The sequence below is a fragment of the Nonomuraea typhae genome, from assembly GCF_009760925.1.
Lineage (GTDB): Bacteria > Actinomycetota > Actinomycetes > Streptosporangiales > Streptosporangiaceae > Nonomuraea > Nonomuraea typhae.
This window is the reverse complement of the sequence record NZ_VRLV01000006.1, coordinates 642,697-659,179: the sequence shown is the minus strand read 5'-3', so window position 1 is coordinate 659,179 and position 16,483 is coordinate 642,697. Positions and strand designations below refer to the sequence as shown.

18 protein-coding genes and 2 tRNA genes are annotated in these 16,483 nt (G+C 69.4%); 8 read left to right on the top strand and 12 right to left on the bottom strand.

Annotated elements, in window-relative coordinates:
* The 4 genes from FVE25_RS54420 to FVE25_RS25900 all read left to right on the top strand — a co-directional run.
* On the top strand, positions 1–206 hold a 206-nt coding region (locus tag FVE25_RS54420; RefSeq protein ID WP_219825630.1), incomplete at its 5' end, for a hypothetical protein.
* 298 nt (positions 207–504) lie between these two features.
* A complete protein-coding gene (locus FVE25_RS25910; RefSeq protein WP_157249617.1) occupies positions 505–906 on the top strand; it encodes a hypothetical protein in 402 nt (133 codons plus the stop codon).
* A 124-nt stretch (positions 907–1,030) separates the two neighbouring features.
* Entirely contained in the window at positions 1,031–1,159 is a 129-nt protein-coding gene (locus FVE25_RS56395) for a hypothetical protein (protein ID WP_281367891.1), read from the top strand.
* Positions 1,160–1,161: 2 nt separating this feature from the next.
* Positions 1,162–1,422 (top strand): hypothetical protein, encoded by a 261-nt coding sequence (locus tag FVE25_RS25900; protein ID WP_157249615.1) that lies wholly within the window; start codon positions 1,162–1,164, stop codon positions 1,420–1,422.
* On the opposite strand, the gene FVE25_RS25895 is transcribed toward FVE25_RS25900, so the two are convergent.
* From FVE25_RS25895 to FVE25_RS25885, 3 genes are read right to left on the bottom strand one after another with little or no spacing between them, the layout of a single operon-like run.
* Positions 1,413–2,081: a response regulator gene (locus FVE25_RS25895; protein ID WP_157249614.1), complete on the bottom strand. Its 669-nt coding sequence runs from the start codon at positions 2,079–2,081 to the stop codon at positions 1,413–1,415. The two genes, FVE25_RS25900 and FVE25_RS25895, sit on opposite strands and share 10 nt — an antisense overlap.
* Positions 2,078–4,537 (bottom strand): sensor histidine kinase, encoded by a 2,460-nt coding sequence (locus FVE25_RS25890; RefSeq protein ID WP_157249613.1) that lies wholly within the window; start codon positions 4,535–4,537, stop codon positions 2,078–2,080. Before FVE25_RS25890 ends, FVE25_RS25895 begins: the two co-directional genes overlap by 4 nt.
* Positions 4,538–4,547: 10 nt before the next feature.
* The gene (locus FVE25_RS25885) at positions 4,548–5,018 is read right to left on the bottom strand and encodes a group II truncated hemoglobin (RefSeq protein WP_157249612.1); all 471 of its coding nucleotides are present in this window, start codon (positions 5,016–5,018) and stop codon (positions 4,548–4,550) included.
* Positions 5,019–5,133: 115 nt separating this feature from the next.
* Here FVE25_RS25885 and FVE25_RS25880 point away from each other — a divergent pair, with 115 nt between their 5' ends.
* The gene (locus tag FVE25_RS25880; RefSeq protein WP_157249611.1) at positions 5,134–5,592 is read left to right on the top strand and encodes a hypothetical protein; all 459 of its coding nucleotides are present in this window, start codon (positions 5,134–5,136) and stop codon (positions 5,590–5,592) included.
* Between the two features lie 44 nt (positions 5,593–5,636).
* Here FVE25_RS25880 and FVE25_RS25875 read toward each other — a convergent pair.
* The 6 genes from FVE25_RS25875 to FVE25_RS25850 form a co-directional block, all read right to left on the bottom strand.
* Positions 5,637–5,713: transfer RNA gene (locus tag FVE25_RS25875), tRNA-Met, on the bottom strand.
* Positions 5,714–5,815: 102 nt separating this feature from the next.
* Positions 5,816–5,892: transfer RNA gene (locus tag FVE25_RS25870), tRNA-Met, on the bottom strand.
* Between the two features lie 98 nt (positions 5,893–5,990).
* Positions 5,991–8,936: a UPF0182 family membrane protein gene (locus tag FVE25_RS25865; protein ID WP_157249610.1), complete on the bottom strand. Its 2,946-nt coding sequence runs from the start codon at positions 8,934–8,936 to the stop codon at positions 5,991–5,993.
* A gap of 128 nt (positions 8,937–9,064) precedes the next feature.
* Positions 9,065–10,111: a YlbL family protein gene (locus FVE25_RS25860; RefSeq protein ID WP_157249609.1), complete on the bottom strand. Its 1,047-nt coding sequence runs from the start codon at positions 10,109–10,111 to the stop codon at positions 9,065–9,067.
* Between the two features lie 10 nt (positions 10,112–10,121).
* Positions 10,122–10,547, bottom strand: coding sequence for a molybdenum cofactor biosynthesis protein MoaE (locus tag FVE25_RS25855; RefSeq protein WP_157249608.1), 426 nt, complete (start codon positions 10,545–10,547; stop codon positions 10,122–10,124).
* Between the two features lie 9 nt (positions 10,548–10,556).
* The gene (locus tag FVE25_RS25850) at positions 10,557–11,630 is read right to left on the bottom strand and encodes an NAD-dependent epimerase/dehydratase family protein (protein WP_157249680.1); all 1,074 of its coding nucleotides are present in this window, start codon (positions 11,628–11,630) and stop codon (positions 10,557–10,559) included.
* A gap of 130 nt (positions 11,631–11,760) precedes the next feature.
* Between FVE25_RS25850 and FVE25_RS25845 the strand changes: the two genes are divergently transcribed.
* From FVE25_RS25845 to FVE25_RS25835, 3 genes are read left to right on the top strand one after another with little or no spacing between them, the layout of a single operon-like run.
* On the top strand, positions 11,761–12,960 hold the full coding sequence (locus FVE25_RS25845; RefSeq protein WP_157249679.1) for a zinc-dependent metalloprotease: 1,200 nt from the start codon (positions 11,761–11,763) through the stop codon (positions 12,958–12,960).
* A complete protein-coding gene (locus FVE25_RS25840) occupies positions 12,957–13,505 on the top strand; it encodes an NUDIX hydrolase (protein ID WP_157249607.1) in 549 nt (182 codons plus the stop codon). Before FVE25_RS25845 ends, FVE25_RS25840 begins: the two co-directional genes overlap by 4 nt.
* Before the next feature lie 22 nt (positions 13,506–13,527).
* A complete protein-coding gene (locus FVE25_RS25835) occupies positions 13,528–14,511 on the top strand; it encodes an endonuclease/exonuclease/phosphatase family protein (RefSeq protein WP_246267436.1) in 984 nt (327 codons plus the stop codon).
* Here FVE25_RS25835 and FVE25_RS25830 read toward each other — a convergent pair.
* The 3 genes from FVE25_RS25830 to FVE25_RS25820 all read right to left on the bottom strand — a co-directional run bounded on the left by FVE25_RS25830 (position 14,494) and on the right by FVE25_RS25820 (position 16,440).
* Positions 14,494–15,042 (bottom strand): hypothetical protein, encoded by a 549-nt coding sequence (locus tag FVE25_RS25830; RefSeq protein ID WP_246267435.1) that lies wholly within the window; start codon positions 15,040–15,042, stop codon positions 14,494–14,496. The genes FVE25_RS25835 and FVE25_RS25830 overlap by 18 nt on opposite strands.
* 32 nt (positions 15,043–15,074) lie before the next feature.
* On the bottom strand, positions 15,075–15,452 hold the full coding sequence (locus tag FVE25_RS25825) for a M48 metallopeptidase family protein (RefSeq protein WP_343046159.1): 378 nt from the start codon (positions 15,450–15,452) through the stop codon (positions 15,075–15,077).
* A gap of 205 nt (positions 15,453–15,657) precedes the next feature.
* Positions 15,658–16,440, bottom strand: coding sequence for an enoyl-CoA hydratase/isomerase family protein (locus tag FVE25_RS25820; protein ID WP_157249605.1), 783 nt, complete (start codon positions 16,438–16,440; stop codon positions 15,658–15,660).
* Positions 16,441–16,483 lie beyond the last annotated feature (43 nt).

Here is a 16,483-nt window from a genome sequence, read left to right as displayed (position 1 = left end):
TCAAACTCTCCATAAGATGTTTGACACTAGCAAAACTCATCATCAAACCACTGTTTGACGAGGTGTTGCATGAGATACTTCATGCACTGGCTTTTAACACACTGTTGAGTTCTCAAGAAACGGACGCGTTTTCCGGCGTTCGTTCGTTTTTCGTTGTGCCCTTAGTCTTTCAGCGTTCCCATTCTCTGTCAAACTCAGTTATTTGACATTTCCTGGGGCCCCAGCAAACGTACCAGACCATCCGGGCAGGATGAACCAGCGTGAGAGTTGGGGTGGCGCCGGGCGGATCCTGTAGATCGGCCGCCCTGCGGAAGCAACTCTAGCAGCCCTCAGACCCCGCTCACGCCCACTCGGGTAATCATCTTGTCCTTCCCTGGCCACCCAGCGCCTAAACCTCGCAGGCCGGAACAGCCCGGCCACCCCGGCAAGTGGACGGCAAGTCATCCGCAATCGCCTCCAGGTACGAAGTACACACGAGCAGACTGCGCCCCCGGAGGTGTTGGCATGACACGCTCGGAGTTCGATGACATCCGCGCCTTCCTGGCCGACGAGAAGACCACCCCCGGTGACCTGCTCAGGATCGCGCGAACCCTGGTCGACGACCTGGAGCATTCGCGAATGCGCGAGGCCGTGCTGCGCACCTACTACCTGCGCCTGCTCACAGCGGCGCGGGCCACGGTGGCGGCGGACGCGGTGGACGCGCCCGACCCCCTCGCCTTCCTGCGGCACGAGCTGGGCGAGCGTGGCCAGCTTCCGGTGGACGGCGAGGACGTGCAGCGCATCCTGTCGGATGCGCGGGCGGCCGCCGCGTTGCTGGCCTGCCTGGAGCAGAACCCCCAGCCGGTACGGCGGAGCGGCATGCGCCTGCGCCGCTGTGTGGGAACCGGCCGGAGGCTACCCCGATAGCGACACCCGTCGAAAGGCAGACCGTGTCCATACCCAGTCTTGGACGAACGACTGCGAGACTGCGCGTATGTGGCAACGGGGGTTCAACTGGGCCGCAATCGTCCTAGTAGGCGGTTTCGGTCTGATGTGGCTGGGCGTCGTGATCTACGCGGCCGACGCCTCGGCTCCATGGGCGCGGGTGGCCCAGGCCGTCTTCGGTGTCCTGCTGGCGGGCTGGGCCGTACAGAAAGCCACCGTGATGATCCGGGCGTAGCCATGACCGACGTGCCGTATGAGATCAGCCAGGACCTGGGAGACGACCCTCAGGAATCCCTGATCGCCATGTACCAGGACAAGCTCCCAGAGCGGCACAAGATCGCCGAGATCGACGACGAGGCCGACCGGAGCATCGTCACCTGGATGCGCGAAGAGGACAAGCGCGATACCGACGCCCATCCCGACCTGCTCGAAGAGCCTCGCTCCTACTTCCAGGAACAGGAACAGGAAGACGAGGAAGAGGAAGAGGATCAGGGCTGAAAGCGGTAGCCCATCCCGGGCTCGGTCAGCAGGTGGACGGGATGGGCCGGGTCGCGCTCCAGTTTGCGGCGTAGCTGCGCCATGTACTGCCGCAGGTAGTGCGTCTCCTTCAGGTAGGAGGCGCCCCAGACCTCGGTCAGCAGGTGCCGCTGGCTGACCAGTTTGCCCGGGTTGCGCAGCAGGAGCTCGAGGAAGTGCCACTCCGTGGGCGTCAGCCGTACCCCGCCCGAGATCGTCTTGCCCACGAGGTCGATCACGTGCTCGCCCACCCGCACCTCGGCGGACTCCACGGCGCTGACGGCGCTGCGGCGGGTGACGGCGCGGACGCGGGCCAGGAGCTCGTCGATGCCGAACGGCTTGGTGACGTAGTCGTCGGCGCCGGCGTCGAGCGCGTCCACCTTCTGCCGGCCGTCGCCGCGGCCGCTCAGCACGATGATCGGGACCTGGGTCCAGCCGCGCAGGCCGTGGATGACGTCCACGCCTTCGATGTCGGGCAGGCCGAGGTCGAGGATGACCAGGTCGGGGTGCCAGTCGGCGGCCTGGCGCAGGGCGGTGGCGCCGTCGGGGGCGAGCGCCACGTCGTAGCCGCGGGCGGCGAGGTTGATCCGCATGGCGCGCAGGATCTGGGGTTCGTCGTCCACGACGAGCACGCGCGTCATGCGGCCCTCCGCAGCGAGACGGTCATGGTGAGCCCTCCTCCTGGTGTTTCCTCCGGCGTGAGCGTGCCGCCCATGGCTTCGGTGAGCCCGTGCGACAGCGCCAGGCCCAGCCCCACGCCTTTGTGCGTGCTGCGGTCGCCCAGGCGCTGGAACGGCTGGAAGACCCGATCGTGCGCCTCGGCCGGAATGCCCGGTCCGTGGTCGACGATGCGGATCTCGACGTCGTCTCCGTGCCAGCTCGCCGTGACGACAACGTCGCCGTAGCGCACCGCGTTCCCGATGAGGTTCACCAGGACCCGTTCGAGCAGCACCGGGTCGGCGGTCAGATCGGGCAGCCCGGCGGGGATCTCGACGCCGACGAGATGGAAGACGCCCAGGTCGGTCAGGGCACGGTGGACGATCTCCTCCGCGTCGACCGGTTCCAGCGCCACGCCGAGGACTCCGGCCTGCAGCCGGCTCATGTCGAGCAGGTTCGACACCAGCCGGTCGAGTTTGACCAGCGACTCGTGGGCGGTGTCGAGCAGTTCGGCGCGGTCCTCGGGCGACCAGTCGACCTCGGTGCCGCGCAACGAGTCCACGGCCGCGTTCGCCGAGGCCAGCGGGGTGCGCAGGTCGTGGCTGACGGCGGCCAGCAGCGCCGTGCGCATCTTGTCGGCTTCGGCCAGCGCCGCGGACGAGGAGGCCGCCTCCTGCAGCCGTTGCTGGCGCAGCGCCACCGCGGACTCCGCGGCGAACGCCTCCAGCACCCGCCGATCGGCCGCGTCGAGGATCTTCCCTTGTACGGCCAGCCCCAGGTCGTCGTCGACGACCACGTCCGGCACGGCGGAGGGCGGGCCGCCCGCGATGGCCACGATGCGCCACCCGTCGCCGTCCTTCTCCAGCATGCTGGCCGAGCTCAGCCCGTACACCTCGAGCAGCCTGGCCAGCAGCGACGGCAGCGCCGCGTCCCCGCGCAGCACGTGTCCGGCCAGCGTGGACAGCACCTCGGAGTCGGCCCGCGCCCGGGCGGCCTCCCTGGAGCGCCGGGCCGCCAGGCTCACGACCGTGCTGACCATGACCGCCACCAGCACGAAGATGGTCAGCGCGAGCAGGTTCTCCGGCTCGGCCACGGACAGCGTGTGGAGCGGCGGGGTGAAGAACCAGTTGAGCAGGCCGAACCCGACGACGGCCGCGGTCAGGGCGGGCCATGTGCCACCGGCCAGGGCGACGCCGACGACCAGCAGCAGGAAGAGCAGGATCTCGCTGGACAGCGCCAGGTGGGGCCGCAGCGGCAGCAGCGCGGCGGTGAGCAGCGGCGTCCCGGCCAGCGCCATGGCCCATCCGGCGGTGCGGCGTCCGGGGGTGAGGGCGGAGCGGTCCGCGTGGCGCCGGCCGTGCCGGGTGCCCTCGTGGGTGACCATGTGGACGTCGATGCTGCCGGACAGGGCGGTGGTCTCCACTCCGACACCGCGGGCCAGGATCTGCGCGAGCCGGCCCCGCCGAGAGGCGCCGAGCACGAGCTGGGTGGCGTTGACCCCCTGGGCGAAGTCCATCAGGGCACGCGGGATGTCGTCGCCGAGGACCTGGTGGTAGGTGCCGCCGAGGCTTTCGACGAGGGTGCGCTGGCGGGCGAGGCTGGCCGGATCGCCGCCGGAGGTGAGGCCGTCGGAGCTGGTCACGTGGACGGCCAGGAGGTCGGCGCCTTTGGAGCGGTCGGCTATGCGGGCGGCCCGCCGTACCAGAGTGTCGCCTTCGGGGCCGCCGCTGAGGGCGACCACGACGCGCTCGCGCGCCTCCCAGGTCGTCTCGATGCCGTGGTCGGCGCGGTAGCGGTCGAGTTGTTCGTCCACTTTGCCGGCCACCCAGAGCAGGGCCAGTTCGCGCAGCGCGGTGAGGTTGCCGACCCGGAAGTAGTTGGACAGGGCGGCGTCGACCATCGCGGGGCCGTAGACGTTGCCGTGGGCCATGCGGCGGCGCAACGCCTCGGGCGCCATGTCCACGAGCTGGATCTGATCGGCGCGTCTGACGACCTCGTCGGGGACGCGCTCGCGCTGGGGCACCCCGGTGATCTGCTCGACGACGTCGCTGAGCGATTCCAGGTGCTGGACGTTGACCGTGGAGACCACGTCGATGCCGGCCTCGAGGATCTCCTCGATGTCCTGCCAGCGTTTGGCGTTGCGCGAGCCGGGCGCGTTGGTGTGGGCGAGCTCGTCGACGAGCGCCACGGCGGGTCTTCTGGCGATGACGGCGCCCGGGTCGAGTTCGGTGAGCTCGACCCCGCGGTGGTGCAGGATCCTGCGCGGCACGATCTCCATACCGTCGGGGCGCGCGGGGGTGGGGGGCCGGTCGGGGGTCTCGACGAGACCCACGACCACGTCTCTTCCCCGTCGGAGGGCACGCCGCCCTTCGTCGAGCATGGCGTGGGTCTTGCCCACGCCGGGGGCCGCACCCAGGTATATGCGCAGCTTGCCCCTCATACGTCCCAGGTTACGGCTGGTACGGCGGCGCCACCCCCCAGCCCCACCGCGGCACGGGCGCCTTCGTGGGCGGCGTGGCCCCGGGCTGCGAGTTGTGCACCGCCAGGCGGGTGCCCCACTCGATGTAACCGGCGAAGGCCGCGCGGAACTCGGGGTCGCCGGGCAGGTCAACCTCGTCGGCGGCGTCCATGAGCAGGTTGACCCAGCGCCGGCGCTGGGGCTCGGAGATGCCCTTGCCCAGGTGCTGCGAGAGCATGTGCGGGTACCCGCCGCGCTCCTCGGTGTAGCGTTTAGGTCCGCCGAAAACCTCACTCAGCCACATCGCCACATATTTCGGGTGACCCGGGTCCATGTGCTCGAACAGCGGACCGATGAGGTCGTCCTTCTTGACCTTCGCGTAGAACACCTCGGTGAGCCGCTCGAACGCCTCGACGCCGCCCGCCCAGTCGTACAGGGTCGGTACTTCTTCATTGCTAGCCACGTAATCATGTAATCATGAATGTGGCTCGCCTGTCATGGAACTCGCAAATAGGGCCTTGTCCCCCGTCTCCGCGGCACCCCAAGATGCAATGCGTGCTACAGAAGGGACGGGTGAGATGGACAGCGCGCTCTCCGAAACACCGGCGCCCGCCCGGCCGGCCGTACCACTGCGTCGCCGCATCCGGCCCGTGTGGTGGGTGGCGGCGACGCTCGTGGCGCTGACGCTGATAGCGCTGAGCCCCATGTGGATCAACGACATGCGGCTCGACGGCCTGGTCGACAGGGTGCGTTCCTATCCCCTGCCGCCCGGCACCGAGCCGAACATCGCGATCCAGGGGAAGGTCGGGCTCCAAGTGGGCGACAGCAACCACTGTGACTATGTGGTCCGGTTGTCGCTGCGCACGACGCTGCCGGCGGCGGCGCTGATCAAGTACTACGAGACCACGACGATCCGCGGCGTCAACGGCGCACCGCTGAGCGGCGAGGTCTACTTCGCGCAGGGCAAGGGACCGCGGCCGGTGATCGTGGAGTTTCTGGAACTTCACGACGCCGGGCTCGACCTGCGCTGCCGTTGAGCACAACACGAAGGCCCTGACCAGAATCTGGTCAGGGCCTTCTTTGGTAGCGGGGACAGGATTTGAACCTGCGACCTCTGGGTTATGAGCCCAGCGAGCTACCGAACTGCTCCACCCCGCGTCGGTGTGTGTCTTAACCATACCGGCGACCCGGCACAGACGCAAAACGAAGATCACCGCTACAACGAACAAGGCCCCGATCTTCCGATCGAGGCCCCTTCTTTGGTAGCGGGGGCAGGATTTGAACCTGCGACCTCTGGGTTATGAGCCCAGCGAGCTACCGAACTGCTCCACCCCGCGTCGTCTTGCTCTAGGAGCCTATCGGCGGTCAAGGGCGCGTGCAAACCGATTGGCCGGAAACGGCGAGGACCCCGCGCATCGGCGGGGTCCTCGGGTGCTCAACCGCTGGTCGAGGTCGGTGTGGCCGTTGGTGATGGCGGCGGTGTGGATGGCGGGGTCGAAGCGGCCGGTGTCGGCGACGGCGTGGACGTCGCCGGCACCGCGGCGCCCAGCGCCTCCAGCTGCTTCAGCGCCGCCTCCAGCTTCTTCTGCGCCTCGCCGTACTTCACCCAGTCCGGCGGGGACGCCTTCAGGGCCGCCTGGCCCTCCTCGTAGGCCCGGTTCACCTCGGCGATGGCCTGGGTGAGCTGGGTCTGCTGCTGTGGCGGCTGGTTCTGCGTGGGCGGCTTGTTCTCCGTGGAGGTCGGCGGCGCCACGCCGAAGACCTCCTTCAACGCCGCGTCCAGCGTGTCACCGAAGCCGACCTTGTCGCCGAAGAGCACCAGCACCTTGCGCAGGCTCGGGAAGCGGCCCGCGCTCTCCTCCTTCGGCTGCACGTAGACCGGCTCGACGTAGAGCAGGCCGCCGCCGAACGGGAGCGTGAGCAGGTTGCCGTAGATGACCTCGGTCGCGCCGCCGGTGCCGCGCAGGAGGTTCAGGCGTTCGGAGACCGTCGGATTGGACAGGAACGTGTTCTGGGCCTGTGGGGGTCCCTGGATCGCCGTGTTGCTCGGCAGTTGCAGGATCTCCAGCGTGGCCTTGTCCGGATCCGCCCCCGCGTCCACCGCCATGAACGCCGCCATGTTCTGCCGGCCGTTCGGGACGAAGGTGGTCGTCAGCGAGAACCGCTCCGCGCTGTTGGGCATCTTCATCGTCACGTAGTACGGCGGCTGCTTGCTCTTCTTCGTGGCCGGGTCCTCGGGGACCTTCCAGAAGTCCTGGCCGCCGAAGAAGGCGTCGGGGTTGGTCACGTGGTACTGCGTGAGGATCTCGCGCTGGGCCTTGAACAGGTCGGCCGGGTAGCGCAGGTGCTCACGCAGGTCGGCCGGGATCGCGCTCCTCGGCTTGATGATCGTGCCGAAGGCGCCCTGCCAGGTCTTGAGGACCGGGTCCTCGTCCCACGCGTACAGGGTCACCGTGCCGTCGTAGGCGTCGACGGTGGCCTTGACCGAGTTGCGCATGTAGTTGATGACGTCCGTGGGCACGGCCTGCGGCTGACCGGCGATCAGCCTGCTGGTCTGCACGTCGGTGGTCAGCTCGCCGAGGCTCTTGCGCTGGGAGTACGGGTAGGAGTCGCTGGTGGTGTAGCCGTCGACGATCCACACGATGCGGTTGTTGACGATGGCCGGGTACGGGTCCTTGTCCAGCGTCAGGAAGGGCGCCACCTTGCCGATCCGGTCGAGCGGCTTGCGGTCGTAGAGGATCCGCGAGTACTCGTTGACGTCGGAGGACAGCAGCAGGTTCGTCTCGCCGTACTTGGCGGCGTACAGCAGCTTGGTGAAGAAGTTGCCGATGGGCACGCCGCCCCTGCCGGCGTAGGTGTTGTTCTTCTGCCCGCTGCCGCCCTGCTGGTCGTCTGGGTAGTCGAGCTCGCGGCCCTGGCCGGGGCCCGGCTTGGGGCCGCCGACGATGGAGTACTCGGGCGAGTTCTCACCGAAGTACACCCGCGGCTCGAAGCCCTGGGGGACCAGCTCGCCCACCGGCGGGATGTCCTTGGCGTCGAAGATCGGCCGGCCCACGCTGTCGACCTGGTTGCCGGGGGCGGCGACGAAGCCGAAGCCGTGGGTGTAGACGAGCCGGCTGTTGATCCAGTTGCGTTCCTGCTCCGGCGGCAGGCCGATGTCGCGGACCGAGACCACGGTGTCGCGGATCTTGCCGTCGGGCATCTTGTACCGGTCGATGTCGAGCTGCTCGGGGAACTGGTAGTAGCCCTTGATCTGCTGCAGCTGCTGGTACGTCGGCGACAGGATGGTCGGGTCCAGCAGGCGCAGGCCGGGGATCGAGCTGGCCTCCTTCTGCAGCACCTCCTCCGTCGCCGAGGTGGTCGCCTGGTAGCCGGTGACCTTCACGTTCTTGGCGTCGACCTTGTAGGCGTCTCTGGTCGCGGCGATGTTGCGCTCGATGTAGTCGCGCTCCTTGGCCTGCTGGTTCGGCTTGACCTGGAACTGCTCGACCAGCGCCGGGTAGACGCTGCCGATCAGCACCGCCGACAGCACGAGGAGGCCGAAGGAGACGCCGGGCAGCATGCCGCCGGGCCGTACGACGCCCGCGAAGAGCATCACGGCGCAGATCAGCGCGATGATCGCGAGGATCGTCTTGGCCGGGAGCACCGCGTTGACGTCGGTGAAGGAGGCGCCGAAGACCTTGCCGCGGTCGGAGAAGACCAGGCCGTAGCGATCGACCCAGTAGGCCACGGCCTTGAGCAGCACGAACACGCCCAGCAGCACCGACAGGTGGGTGCGGGCCGCGCGCGAGGCGTGCACGCCGGGCGACTGCAGGCGGAAGCCGCCGTAGAGGTAGTGGGTGATCGCGGCCAGCACGATCGAGATGATGATCGCGGTGAACAGGAAATTCAGCGCCATCCGGATGAACGGGTAGTCGAACATGAAGAACGACACGTCCAGCCCGAACATCGGGTCTTTCTTGCCGGACTTCACCCCGTTGGCGAACTCCAGCCAGGTCTTCCACTGGCCCGCGATCGACGAGCCCGCGAACAGCGCGAGCACCGCCATGCCGACAATGAAGATCAACTTGCGGTGGGGGTCGAGCGCCATCCGATACCGGTCGGCGCCGCTGCCTCCGCCGAACATGGCGGGGCCGAACATCGGCCGCATCCGGAACGCCAGCAGCATGTTGCCGCCGGCGATGCCGACCATCAGCAACGCGCCGACCAGGAACAACACGATCTGTGTCAGCAGCACCCCGGTGAAGACCGCGGTGAACTGGACCGAGTCGTACCAGAGATAGTCGGTGTAAATGCCGGCGAACAGGAAGAAGAACGCCACGAGCGCCACGAGGGCGATCGCGACAGGAAGCAGCAGGCGCGGGCGGCGGGGCAAGCGCATCGCCCGGCCGGCTCCTGGGGTCCGGAAGCTCAAGGCCAACCCCTCGTCGTGGTGAACAATCGTCTCGCTCTGGCAACCTACACCGGTGTGCCAGCCGTACGGCTAACGCACGACGGGCGTCAGAAGTTTCACCTGGACGAACATGCGGGAAGATCAGTTTTTCCGGCCCGGATCGACTCCAGCGCCTGCGCCGCCTGGTGCAGGGTCTCGGCCTTCACCAGCCGCAGCCCGTCGGGCACCGACTTCAGCGCCTCGGCGCAGTTGTCGGCGGGGGCGAAGAAGACCGTGGCGCCCGCCTTCTTCGCGCCGACCATCTTCTGGGCGATGCCGCCGATCGGGCCGACCTCGCCCTGGGGGGTGATGGTGCCGGTGCCGGCGATGGACTTGCCGCCGGTCATCGAGCCGGGGGTGAGCTTGTCCATGATGCCCAGGGCGAACATCAGGCCGGCGCTCGGGCCGCCGACGTCGCCCACGCTGATGCTGACCTTGAACGGGAACTTGTACTTGGCCTGCATGCTCAGGCCGACCTTGCTGCGCCCCTGGTCGCCCTGGGTGGTCTTGACCGTGACGTCGAGCGTCTCCTTGCCCCGGGTGACGTTGAAGACCACGTCGGTGCCCGCCTTCAGCGCGCGGACGGTCCCCTGGACCATCTCGGTGTCGGTCACCTTCTTGCCGTCGATGGCGTTGATCTCGTCGCCCTTGAGCAGCTTGCCGTCGGCCGGCTGGCCCTTCTCGGTGGTGACCACCGTGACGGCGGTGCCGTACTTGATGCCGAGTTCGGTGAGGGCGGCGGCCGTGGCGCTGTCCTGCGAGTTGGCCATCTCGACGGTGTTCTCCTCTTCGACCTGCTTGGCGGTGCGGCTCTCCGGGAAGATCGTCTCCTCCGGGACCACCGCCACGTTCGGGTCGAGCCAGCCGCGCAGCGCGGTCATCAGGTCGATGCGGCTGCCGGGTCCGCCCTGGTAGGCGACGGTGACCAGGCTGAGCGCGCCGTCGGTCGGGTAGGTCTGGCGGTCGGTGATCGAGATCACCGGCTTCTTGTCGACCTCGCCGATGGTGTTCTCGGTGGGGCCCGGGCTCAGCACGACGTACGGCACCTTCATGAGGGCGCCGACGACACCGAGGGCAAGCACCATGAAGCCCGCCACCAGCAGGGTCAGGGCACGTCGTGACATGGAGGAGAGCTTATTCGCAGGCGCCGACCCACTCGGCCGACCCGTCCGCGAACACCTGATGTTTCCAGATGGGCACCTCGGCCTTGAGGTCGTCGATCAGGCGGCGCGAGGCGGCGAACGCCTCGCCCCGGTGCGGGCAGGCCGCGGCGACGATCACGGCGATGTCGCCGAGCTCGAGGTCGCCGGTGCGGTGCACGGCCGCCAGGGCCGTCACCGGGAAGTCGGCGGCGACCTTCTCGGCCACCCTGCGCAGCTCCTCCTCGGCCGACGGGTGCGCGGAGTACGACAGCCGGGTCACGGGCTTGCCGTGGTCCTGCTCGCGCACGGTGCCGACGAACAGCGTCGTGCCGCCCGCCGCGTGGTCACCCACGGCGGCCATCACCTCGTCCACGGACAACGGGGTGTCACGAATCCCTAGCAACCGGATGACGTCCACGCAAGCAGCCTACAGGCGGCGCTTCTTGCGGACCTGCCGGACGATGGCGGCGGTGCCGATGACCGCCACGGTGGCGCCCGCCGCGGTGAGCGTCGCCTCCTTGACCGGCAGCCTCCTGCCGACCACGGTGGTGCGGTTCTCGCGCAGTTCCAGCAGTTGCTCCAGGGCCGCCTCGTTCGTCCAGGCCGGCTTCCAGCCCGCCTCGCGCAGCGCCACGCAGTCGACGACCCACGGGTAGACGACGTAGTGCAGGTCGGTGGCGGGGGCCGGGGTGATGCCGAGCCGGTGCAGGCGCTGGGCGGTGCCGAACGTCAGCCCGGCGGGCAGATCGAGGCGGCGGATGCCGGACAGCTCCTCCACCTGCTCCTGCTCCAGCCAGCCGTCGGAGCCGACGGCCACGACGCCGGTCACCAGGCCGCGGGCGGCCAGTTCCAGGGCTGAGACGAGGTCCTCGACGTGGCAGAACTGCCAGCGCGGGTTGCAGCCCTTGACCGCCAGCAGCCTGGGCGACTCGAAGTGACGGGTGATGACGGTGTCCACGCCCGGGCCCACGACCGCGGCCGGGCGCAGCACGGTCACCTCCAGGCCGGTGTTGCTCCTGAGGGCGCGGCGGACCAGCGCCTCGATCTCCAGGTAGTCGCCGACGACGCCGGTGTCGGGCTCCGCGGCGACCGCCGAGTCCTCCGGCAGCGGGACCGGGTTGTCGGGGGCCGCGCCGTACACCATCGCGCTGGTGACGAGCACCACGCGCCGCACGCGCGCGGCGGCGCTGGCCGTGAGCACGGTCTGGGCGGCGCGCAGGTTGTAGGCGCGGCGTTCCGCCGGGTCGGAGTCGACGGCGTAGTCGCCGGCCAGATGGACCAGGACGTCGATGTCGGAGATGCGGTTCGCCAAGAGCGGATCCCGGACGTCGATCACTCTCCACGTGACGTCTTGGACGTCGCCGCGCTGTTCGTCGATGGCCACCACCCTGCGGAAATCCGCGGAGTGCGCGAGCTTTGCGAGCAACTCGCGGCCGAGGCCGGAGGCCGCGCCGGTGACGGCGACGACCGGTTGGCGCGGGCGTTTCGAGGTAGGCACCAGGTCCTCACTTTGCACTGATCCGCCGTAGGACGGCTAACGTGGCGGATGTGGACTCCTCCATCCTGCACGAGGTAGAGCGGTGACTGACCTGCCAGGTCGCGAAAACGACCCCAACGAGAACCCGTTCGCCATGTTCGGCAACCCTGAGCAGATGGCTCAGGCGATGCGCCAGTTCGCCGACATGTTGTCGGCGCCTCAGGGCTCCGGCCCCGTCAACTGGGACATGGCCAAGAACATCGCCCGTCACGCGGTGGTCGCCGAGGGCGATCCATCGGTGATGGAGGGCGAACGCCGCCAGATCGTCGACGCGCTCAGCCTCGCCGACCTGTGGCTCAACGAGGCCACGGCGCTGCCGAGCGGGGTGTCGAACCCGCAGGCGTGGAGCCGGTCTGAGTGGATCGAGAACACCATCCCGGTGTGGCGGAAGTTGTGCGAGCCGATCGCCGAACGCATGGTCGAGACCATGGGCGGCGCGCTCGGCGGCGCCGGCCTGCCCGCCGAGGCCCAGCAGATGGCCGGGCCGCTGATGGGCATGCTGAAGCAGATGGGCGGCATGATGGTCGGCCAGCAGATCGGGCAGGCGCTCGGCTCGCTGGCGCGCGAGGTGATCGGCACCTCCGACATCGGCCTGCCGCTGTCGGACACGGCGGCGCTGCTGCCGGGCGGTGTCGCCTCCTTCAGCAACGGCCTGGAGCTGCCCGCCGACGAGATCCGGCTGTACCTGGCGCTGCGCGAGGCGGCTCACCACCGGCTGTTCCAGCACGTGCCGTGGCTGCGCTCGCATCTGCTCGGCGCCGTCGAGGAGTACGCCAGGGGCATCACGGTCGACACCTCGGCACTCGAGGAGCAGATCCGCGGCCTCGACATCAGCAACCCCGAGGCGCTCCAGGAGGCCCTGAGCGGCGGCGCGCTGCTCAAGCCCGAGGAGACCGACCGGCAGAAGGCCGCGCTGGCCCGGCTGGAGACGATGCTGGCGCTGGTCGAGGGCTGGGTCGCCACCGTCGTGGACACCGCCGCCGAGGGCAAGCTGCCCTCCGCGGACGCCCTCGCGGAGACGGTACGGCGGCGCCGCGCCACCGGCGGTCCCGCCGAGCTGACCTTCGGCACCCTGGTCGGCCTGGAGCTGCGTCCGCGCAGGCTGCGCGAGGCGGCGGCGCTGTGGCAGGCGCTGGAGGCCGATCGCGGGCTCGACGGCCGCGACTCGGTGTGGGGCCACCCCGACCTGATGCCGCGGGCCGAGGACCTCGACGACCCGGACGCGTTCGTCAAGGGCGAGTCCGCCTGGGACATCTCCAAGCTGGACGAGCCGCCGTCGGGAGAGTCCGGGTGACTCTGCGTTCCGACGCGGTCGAGGTGCTGACCGGCTGGGTCGCGCCGACCGACGAGGAAGAGGTGCTCCGCAAGGAGTTCCTGGAGCACCTGGCGGCGCACGATGACGCGATGGACCGCGCATGCGTGCCCGGGCATCTGACGGCGACGACCGCGGTGTTGTCGCACGACGGGTCGCGGGTGTTGCTGACGCTGCACCCGAAGGCGGGGATGTGGCTGCCGATGGGCGGTCACTGCGAGCGCGCCGACGCGACGCTGGCCGGGGTGGCCCTGCGGGAAGCCACGGAGGAGTCCGGTATTTCAGGACTTCGGCTGCTGGTCGGGCCTCTGGCGCTGGACCGGCACGAGGTGTGGTGTCACCCGCCCCGGTCCTGGCACCTGGACGTGGAGTACGCCGCCGTGGCGCCCGAAGGGGCCGAGGCGGTGATCAGCGACGAGTCGCTGGACCTGCGGTGGTTCCCGGTGGACGGGATCCCCGACCTGTCCGACGAGGCCACCAGGCGGCTGGCCAGACGCGGACGTGAGATGCTGCTCGGTCTCGCCTGACCTCATCTAGGGGGCTCTTGCCGTGAAAATCCCCGCCGAGAGCCCGATCGGGGGCACGATCGTCACCCCGCCGCGCCGGCCCGCCCGCGGGCGGCTCGCGTGGGTCGCCCTGGCCCCCTTCACCGCCTGGGCGGTGGCCCGGGTGGCCGGGCTGGAGCGTGGCGGGCCGCTGACCCAGCTCATGACGGTCACGCCGTACGCGGCCCTGGGGTCTGTCGCGCCCCTGCTGATCGCGGCACTCGGCCGGCGGCGCGCGGCGAGCGCCGTCGCGCTGGCGACCACGGCCACGCTCGGGTTGTGCGTGCTGCCCCGCGCCCTCGGTGCCGCTTCCACGGCCTCGGGGCGGCCGTTCACGGTGCTGAGCGCCAACCTGTTCCTCGGGCGGGCCGATCCGCTCGCCCTCATGGATCTGGTACGGCGGGCGCGGCCGGACGTGCTGAGCCTCCAGGAACTCACTCCCGGCGCGGTCAAGGAACTGGACGCCGCCGGGCTCGCGGAGACGATGCCGCACCGGGTGCTGCGGGCGGAGGAGGGCTCCGGGGGCACCGGGCTGTTCTCGCGGCATCCGGTGCGCGAATGGGACGTCATGCCGGCCGGGGTGGGGCACCAGATGCCCGGGGCGGTGGTGCAGGTGCCCGGCGGGCGGCCGGTGGAGATCGTCGCGACGCATCCCTTCCCGCCCGCGGGAGCCGAGGTCGTGCAGTGGCGGGCGGCCATGGCGGCGTTTCCCCCTGCCGAGGGGCTGCGGATCCTGGCCGGGGACTTCAACGCCACGCTGGACCATGCGGCGTTGCGCGGCGTGCTGGCCCGTGGGTACAAGGACGCGGCCGATTCCGTGGGGGCCGGGCTGGTGCCCACCTGGCCGGCGAACCAGCGGGTGCCGCCGATCATCGCGATCGATCACGTGCTGGTGTCCGCGCCGATCGGGGTCAGGGAGTTCGGGGTCCACACCGTGCCCGGGACCGATCATCGGGCGGTGGTGGCCCGGTTAGTACTTCCCGAGTAGGGCGCGGGTGTTGTCCCAGCCTTCCAGGCCGGGGTCCAGGCGCAGGGTGTCGTCGCGGGTGCGCAGGCGGTGCCAGCCGGGCGAGGCGGCCACCATGCGGCGGCCGGGGGCCTGGGCGCGCAGGTCGGCCACCGGGTCGTCGGCGTCGAGGTCGGGGGCGGCCCAGCCCGGGAGGGGGAGGTGGCAGGCCAGCGCGGCGGCTCCGCCGTACTCGCAGGGGCTGAGGGCGATCTGGGCCCGGCCGAGTTCGCGGAAGAGCTTGCCGACCAGGAGCGGGGGGAGGTCGGGGGCGTCGGCGGCGATGACGGCTGCCTGGTCGCCGGGGAGGCGGTTGATGATGCTTTTCAGGGGTTCGTCGTCATTTATGGGGATGATGTCGGTGCCGGGCCAGACGATGTCCTCCAGGCCGGGGACGCTCGTCACCAGGACCGGGGTGACCAGGTCGAGGGCGGCGACCATCTCGTAGGTGTCCTCGGCCATGGCGGCGCGGAACTCCTCCGGGTCCACGCCGTCCGGAGCCGCTCGCCCCATGCCCTGACGTGCGAGAACCGCTACCGTGCGGATCAACATTCCTCCGGCGCGGTGTTCGCGGCGGTGGAGAATCCCTCAAGGAAGCCACGCGCCCGCTCGGCCTTGGGATACTGTTCGACCAGAGCCCAGAAACGGGGGCCGTGGCTCGGCACCAGCAGGTGCACGAGCTCGTGGATGATGACGTAGTCGATGACCCATTCGGGCAGGCCCTTGAGGCGGGTCGAGATCCTGATCGTGGCGTTCTCGGGGGTGCACGAGCCCCATCGGTGCTGCTGGTTGTCGACCCAGCGGACGCTGGCGGGCTTGGGCTTGCCGTCGAGGTACCTCGCCGACAACTCGTTGGCCCTTGCCAGGAGGCCCTCGTCGGTGGGTCTGCGACGCCGTTCCTTGGCCGCCAGGCGATCGAGCATCCGGCTCACCCATTCATCAGCGTCTTCGCCACTCAGCCATGCGGGCAGGAGCACGATCGTCTTGTCGCCGTCTCGGTATGCGGAGACCGTACGCCGGCGACGAGAACTTCGACGGACCTCGACTGTCTCGGGGGGCACATATGCACGTTAGCCGACACGGCGCGAATTCCACAGGGGGTGAGGCCCGTTTTCGCTGGTCAGATGATTAAGAGCCGGTGAATTTGGGCACTCGCCTTTCCCGATGGGCACTCAGGCCCTCCAGCATGTCGGCGGAGGCCATGGTCACGGGCTGGGCGAGAGCCTCCCAGCGGAGCGCGGCTTCGAGATCGTGATGGTCCCGATTTAGCGCGACTTTGGTGAGTTTGGCGGCGATCGGGGCTGTTGTGGCGACCTTGGTGGCGATCTCGTGAACTGCAGCTCTTAGCTCATTTCCAGCAAATGACCGATTTATCAAGCCTTCTGATGCTGCTTCAGTACCTGTCAGGACACGTCCGGTGAGGAGCATCTCGCGGGCCAGGCGGGCGCCTCCCGCCCTGGGGAGCAGGTACGTCGCGGCCATGCCCGGGTGCAGGCCCAGCGAGGTGAACGGAGCCAGCAGCTTGGCGTCGTCGGCGGCGTACACCAGATCGCACGCCAGGGCCACGCACAGGCCCGCCCCCACCGCGGCGCCGTTCACGGCCGCGATCGTCGGGACCTCCAGGTTCGTGACCGACAGCCACGTCCGGTAGAAGGTGAGCATCCGATCCCGCAGGTCGGGGACCGACGCATCGGCCCCGCCCGCGATCCACGACAGGTCACCGCCCGCCGAGAACGCGCTGCCCGCCCCGGTGACCACCACGCACCGGACCGTCTTGTCGCCGGCCAGCTCGGCCATGGTCTCGGACCAGCGGCGGGTCATCGCGTCGGTCATGGCGTTGCGGCGGTCGGGCTGGTTGAAGGTCACCCACACGACACCGTTGTCCGAATGATCGACCAAGAGCTCGCTCATGCCGAGGATCGTAACCCCGCCCCTTCCCCGCTCACCCGTGCCC

What these genes read in the sequence shown, in the direction of transcription:
- FVE25_RS25830 (WP_246267435.1), bottom strand. Translation starts at nt 15,042, where the DNA reads ATGGGGCGAGCGGCTCCGGACGGCGTGGACCCGGAGGAGTTCCGCGCC.
- FVE25_RS25845 (WP_157249679.1), top strand. Translation starts at nt 11,761, where the DNA reads ATGTTCGGCAACCCTGAGCAGATGGCTCAGGCGATGCGCCAGTTCGCC.
- FVE25_RS25895 (WP_157249614.1), bottom strand. Translation starts at nt 2,081, where the DNA reads ATGACGCGCGTGCTCGTCGTGGACGACGAACCCCAGATCCTGCGCGCC.
- FVE25_RS25860 (WP_157249609.1), bottom strand. Translation starts at nt 10,111, where the DNA reads ATGTCACGACGTGCCCTGACCCTGCTGGTGGCGGGCTTCATGGTGCTT.
- FVE25_RS25865 (WP_157249610.1), bottom strand. Translation starts at nt 8,936, where the DNA reads ATGCGCTTGCCCCGCCGCCCGCGCCTGCTGCTTCCTGTCGCGATCGCC.
- FVE25_RS25890 (WP_157249613.1), bottom strand. Translation starts at nt 4,537, where the DNA reads ATGAGGGGCAAGCTGCGCATATACCTGGGTGCGGCCCCCGGCGTGGGC.
- FVE25_RS25825 (WP_343046159.1), bottom strand. Translation starts at nt 15,452, where the DNA reads ATGCTCGATCGCCTGGCGGCCAAGGAACGGCGTCGCAGACCCACCGAC.
- FVE25_RS25910 (WP_157249617.1), top strand. Translation starts at nt 505, where the DNA reads ATGACACGCTCGGAGTTCGATGACATCCGCGCCTTCCTGGCCGACGAG.
- FVE25_RS25880 (WP_157249611.1), top strand. Translation starts at nt 5,134, where the DNA reads ATGGACAGCGCGCTCTCCGAAACACCGGCGCCCGCCCGGCCGGCCGTA.
- FVE25_RS25820 (WP_157249605.1), bottom strand. Translation starts at nt 16,440, where the DNA reads ATGAGCGAGCTCTTGGTCGATCATTCGGACAACGGTGTCGTGTGGGTG.
- FVE25_RS25900 (WP_157249615.1), top strand. Translation starts at nt 1,162, where the DNA reads ATGACCGACGTGCCGTATGAGATCAGCCAGGACCTGGGAGACGACCCT.
- FVE25_RS56395 (WP_281367891.1), top strand. Translation starts at nt 1,031, where the DNA reads ATGTGGCTGGGCGTCGTGATCTACGCGGCCGACGCCTCGGCTCCATGG.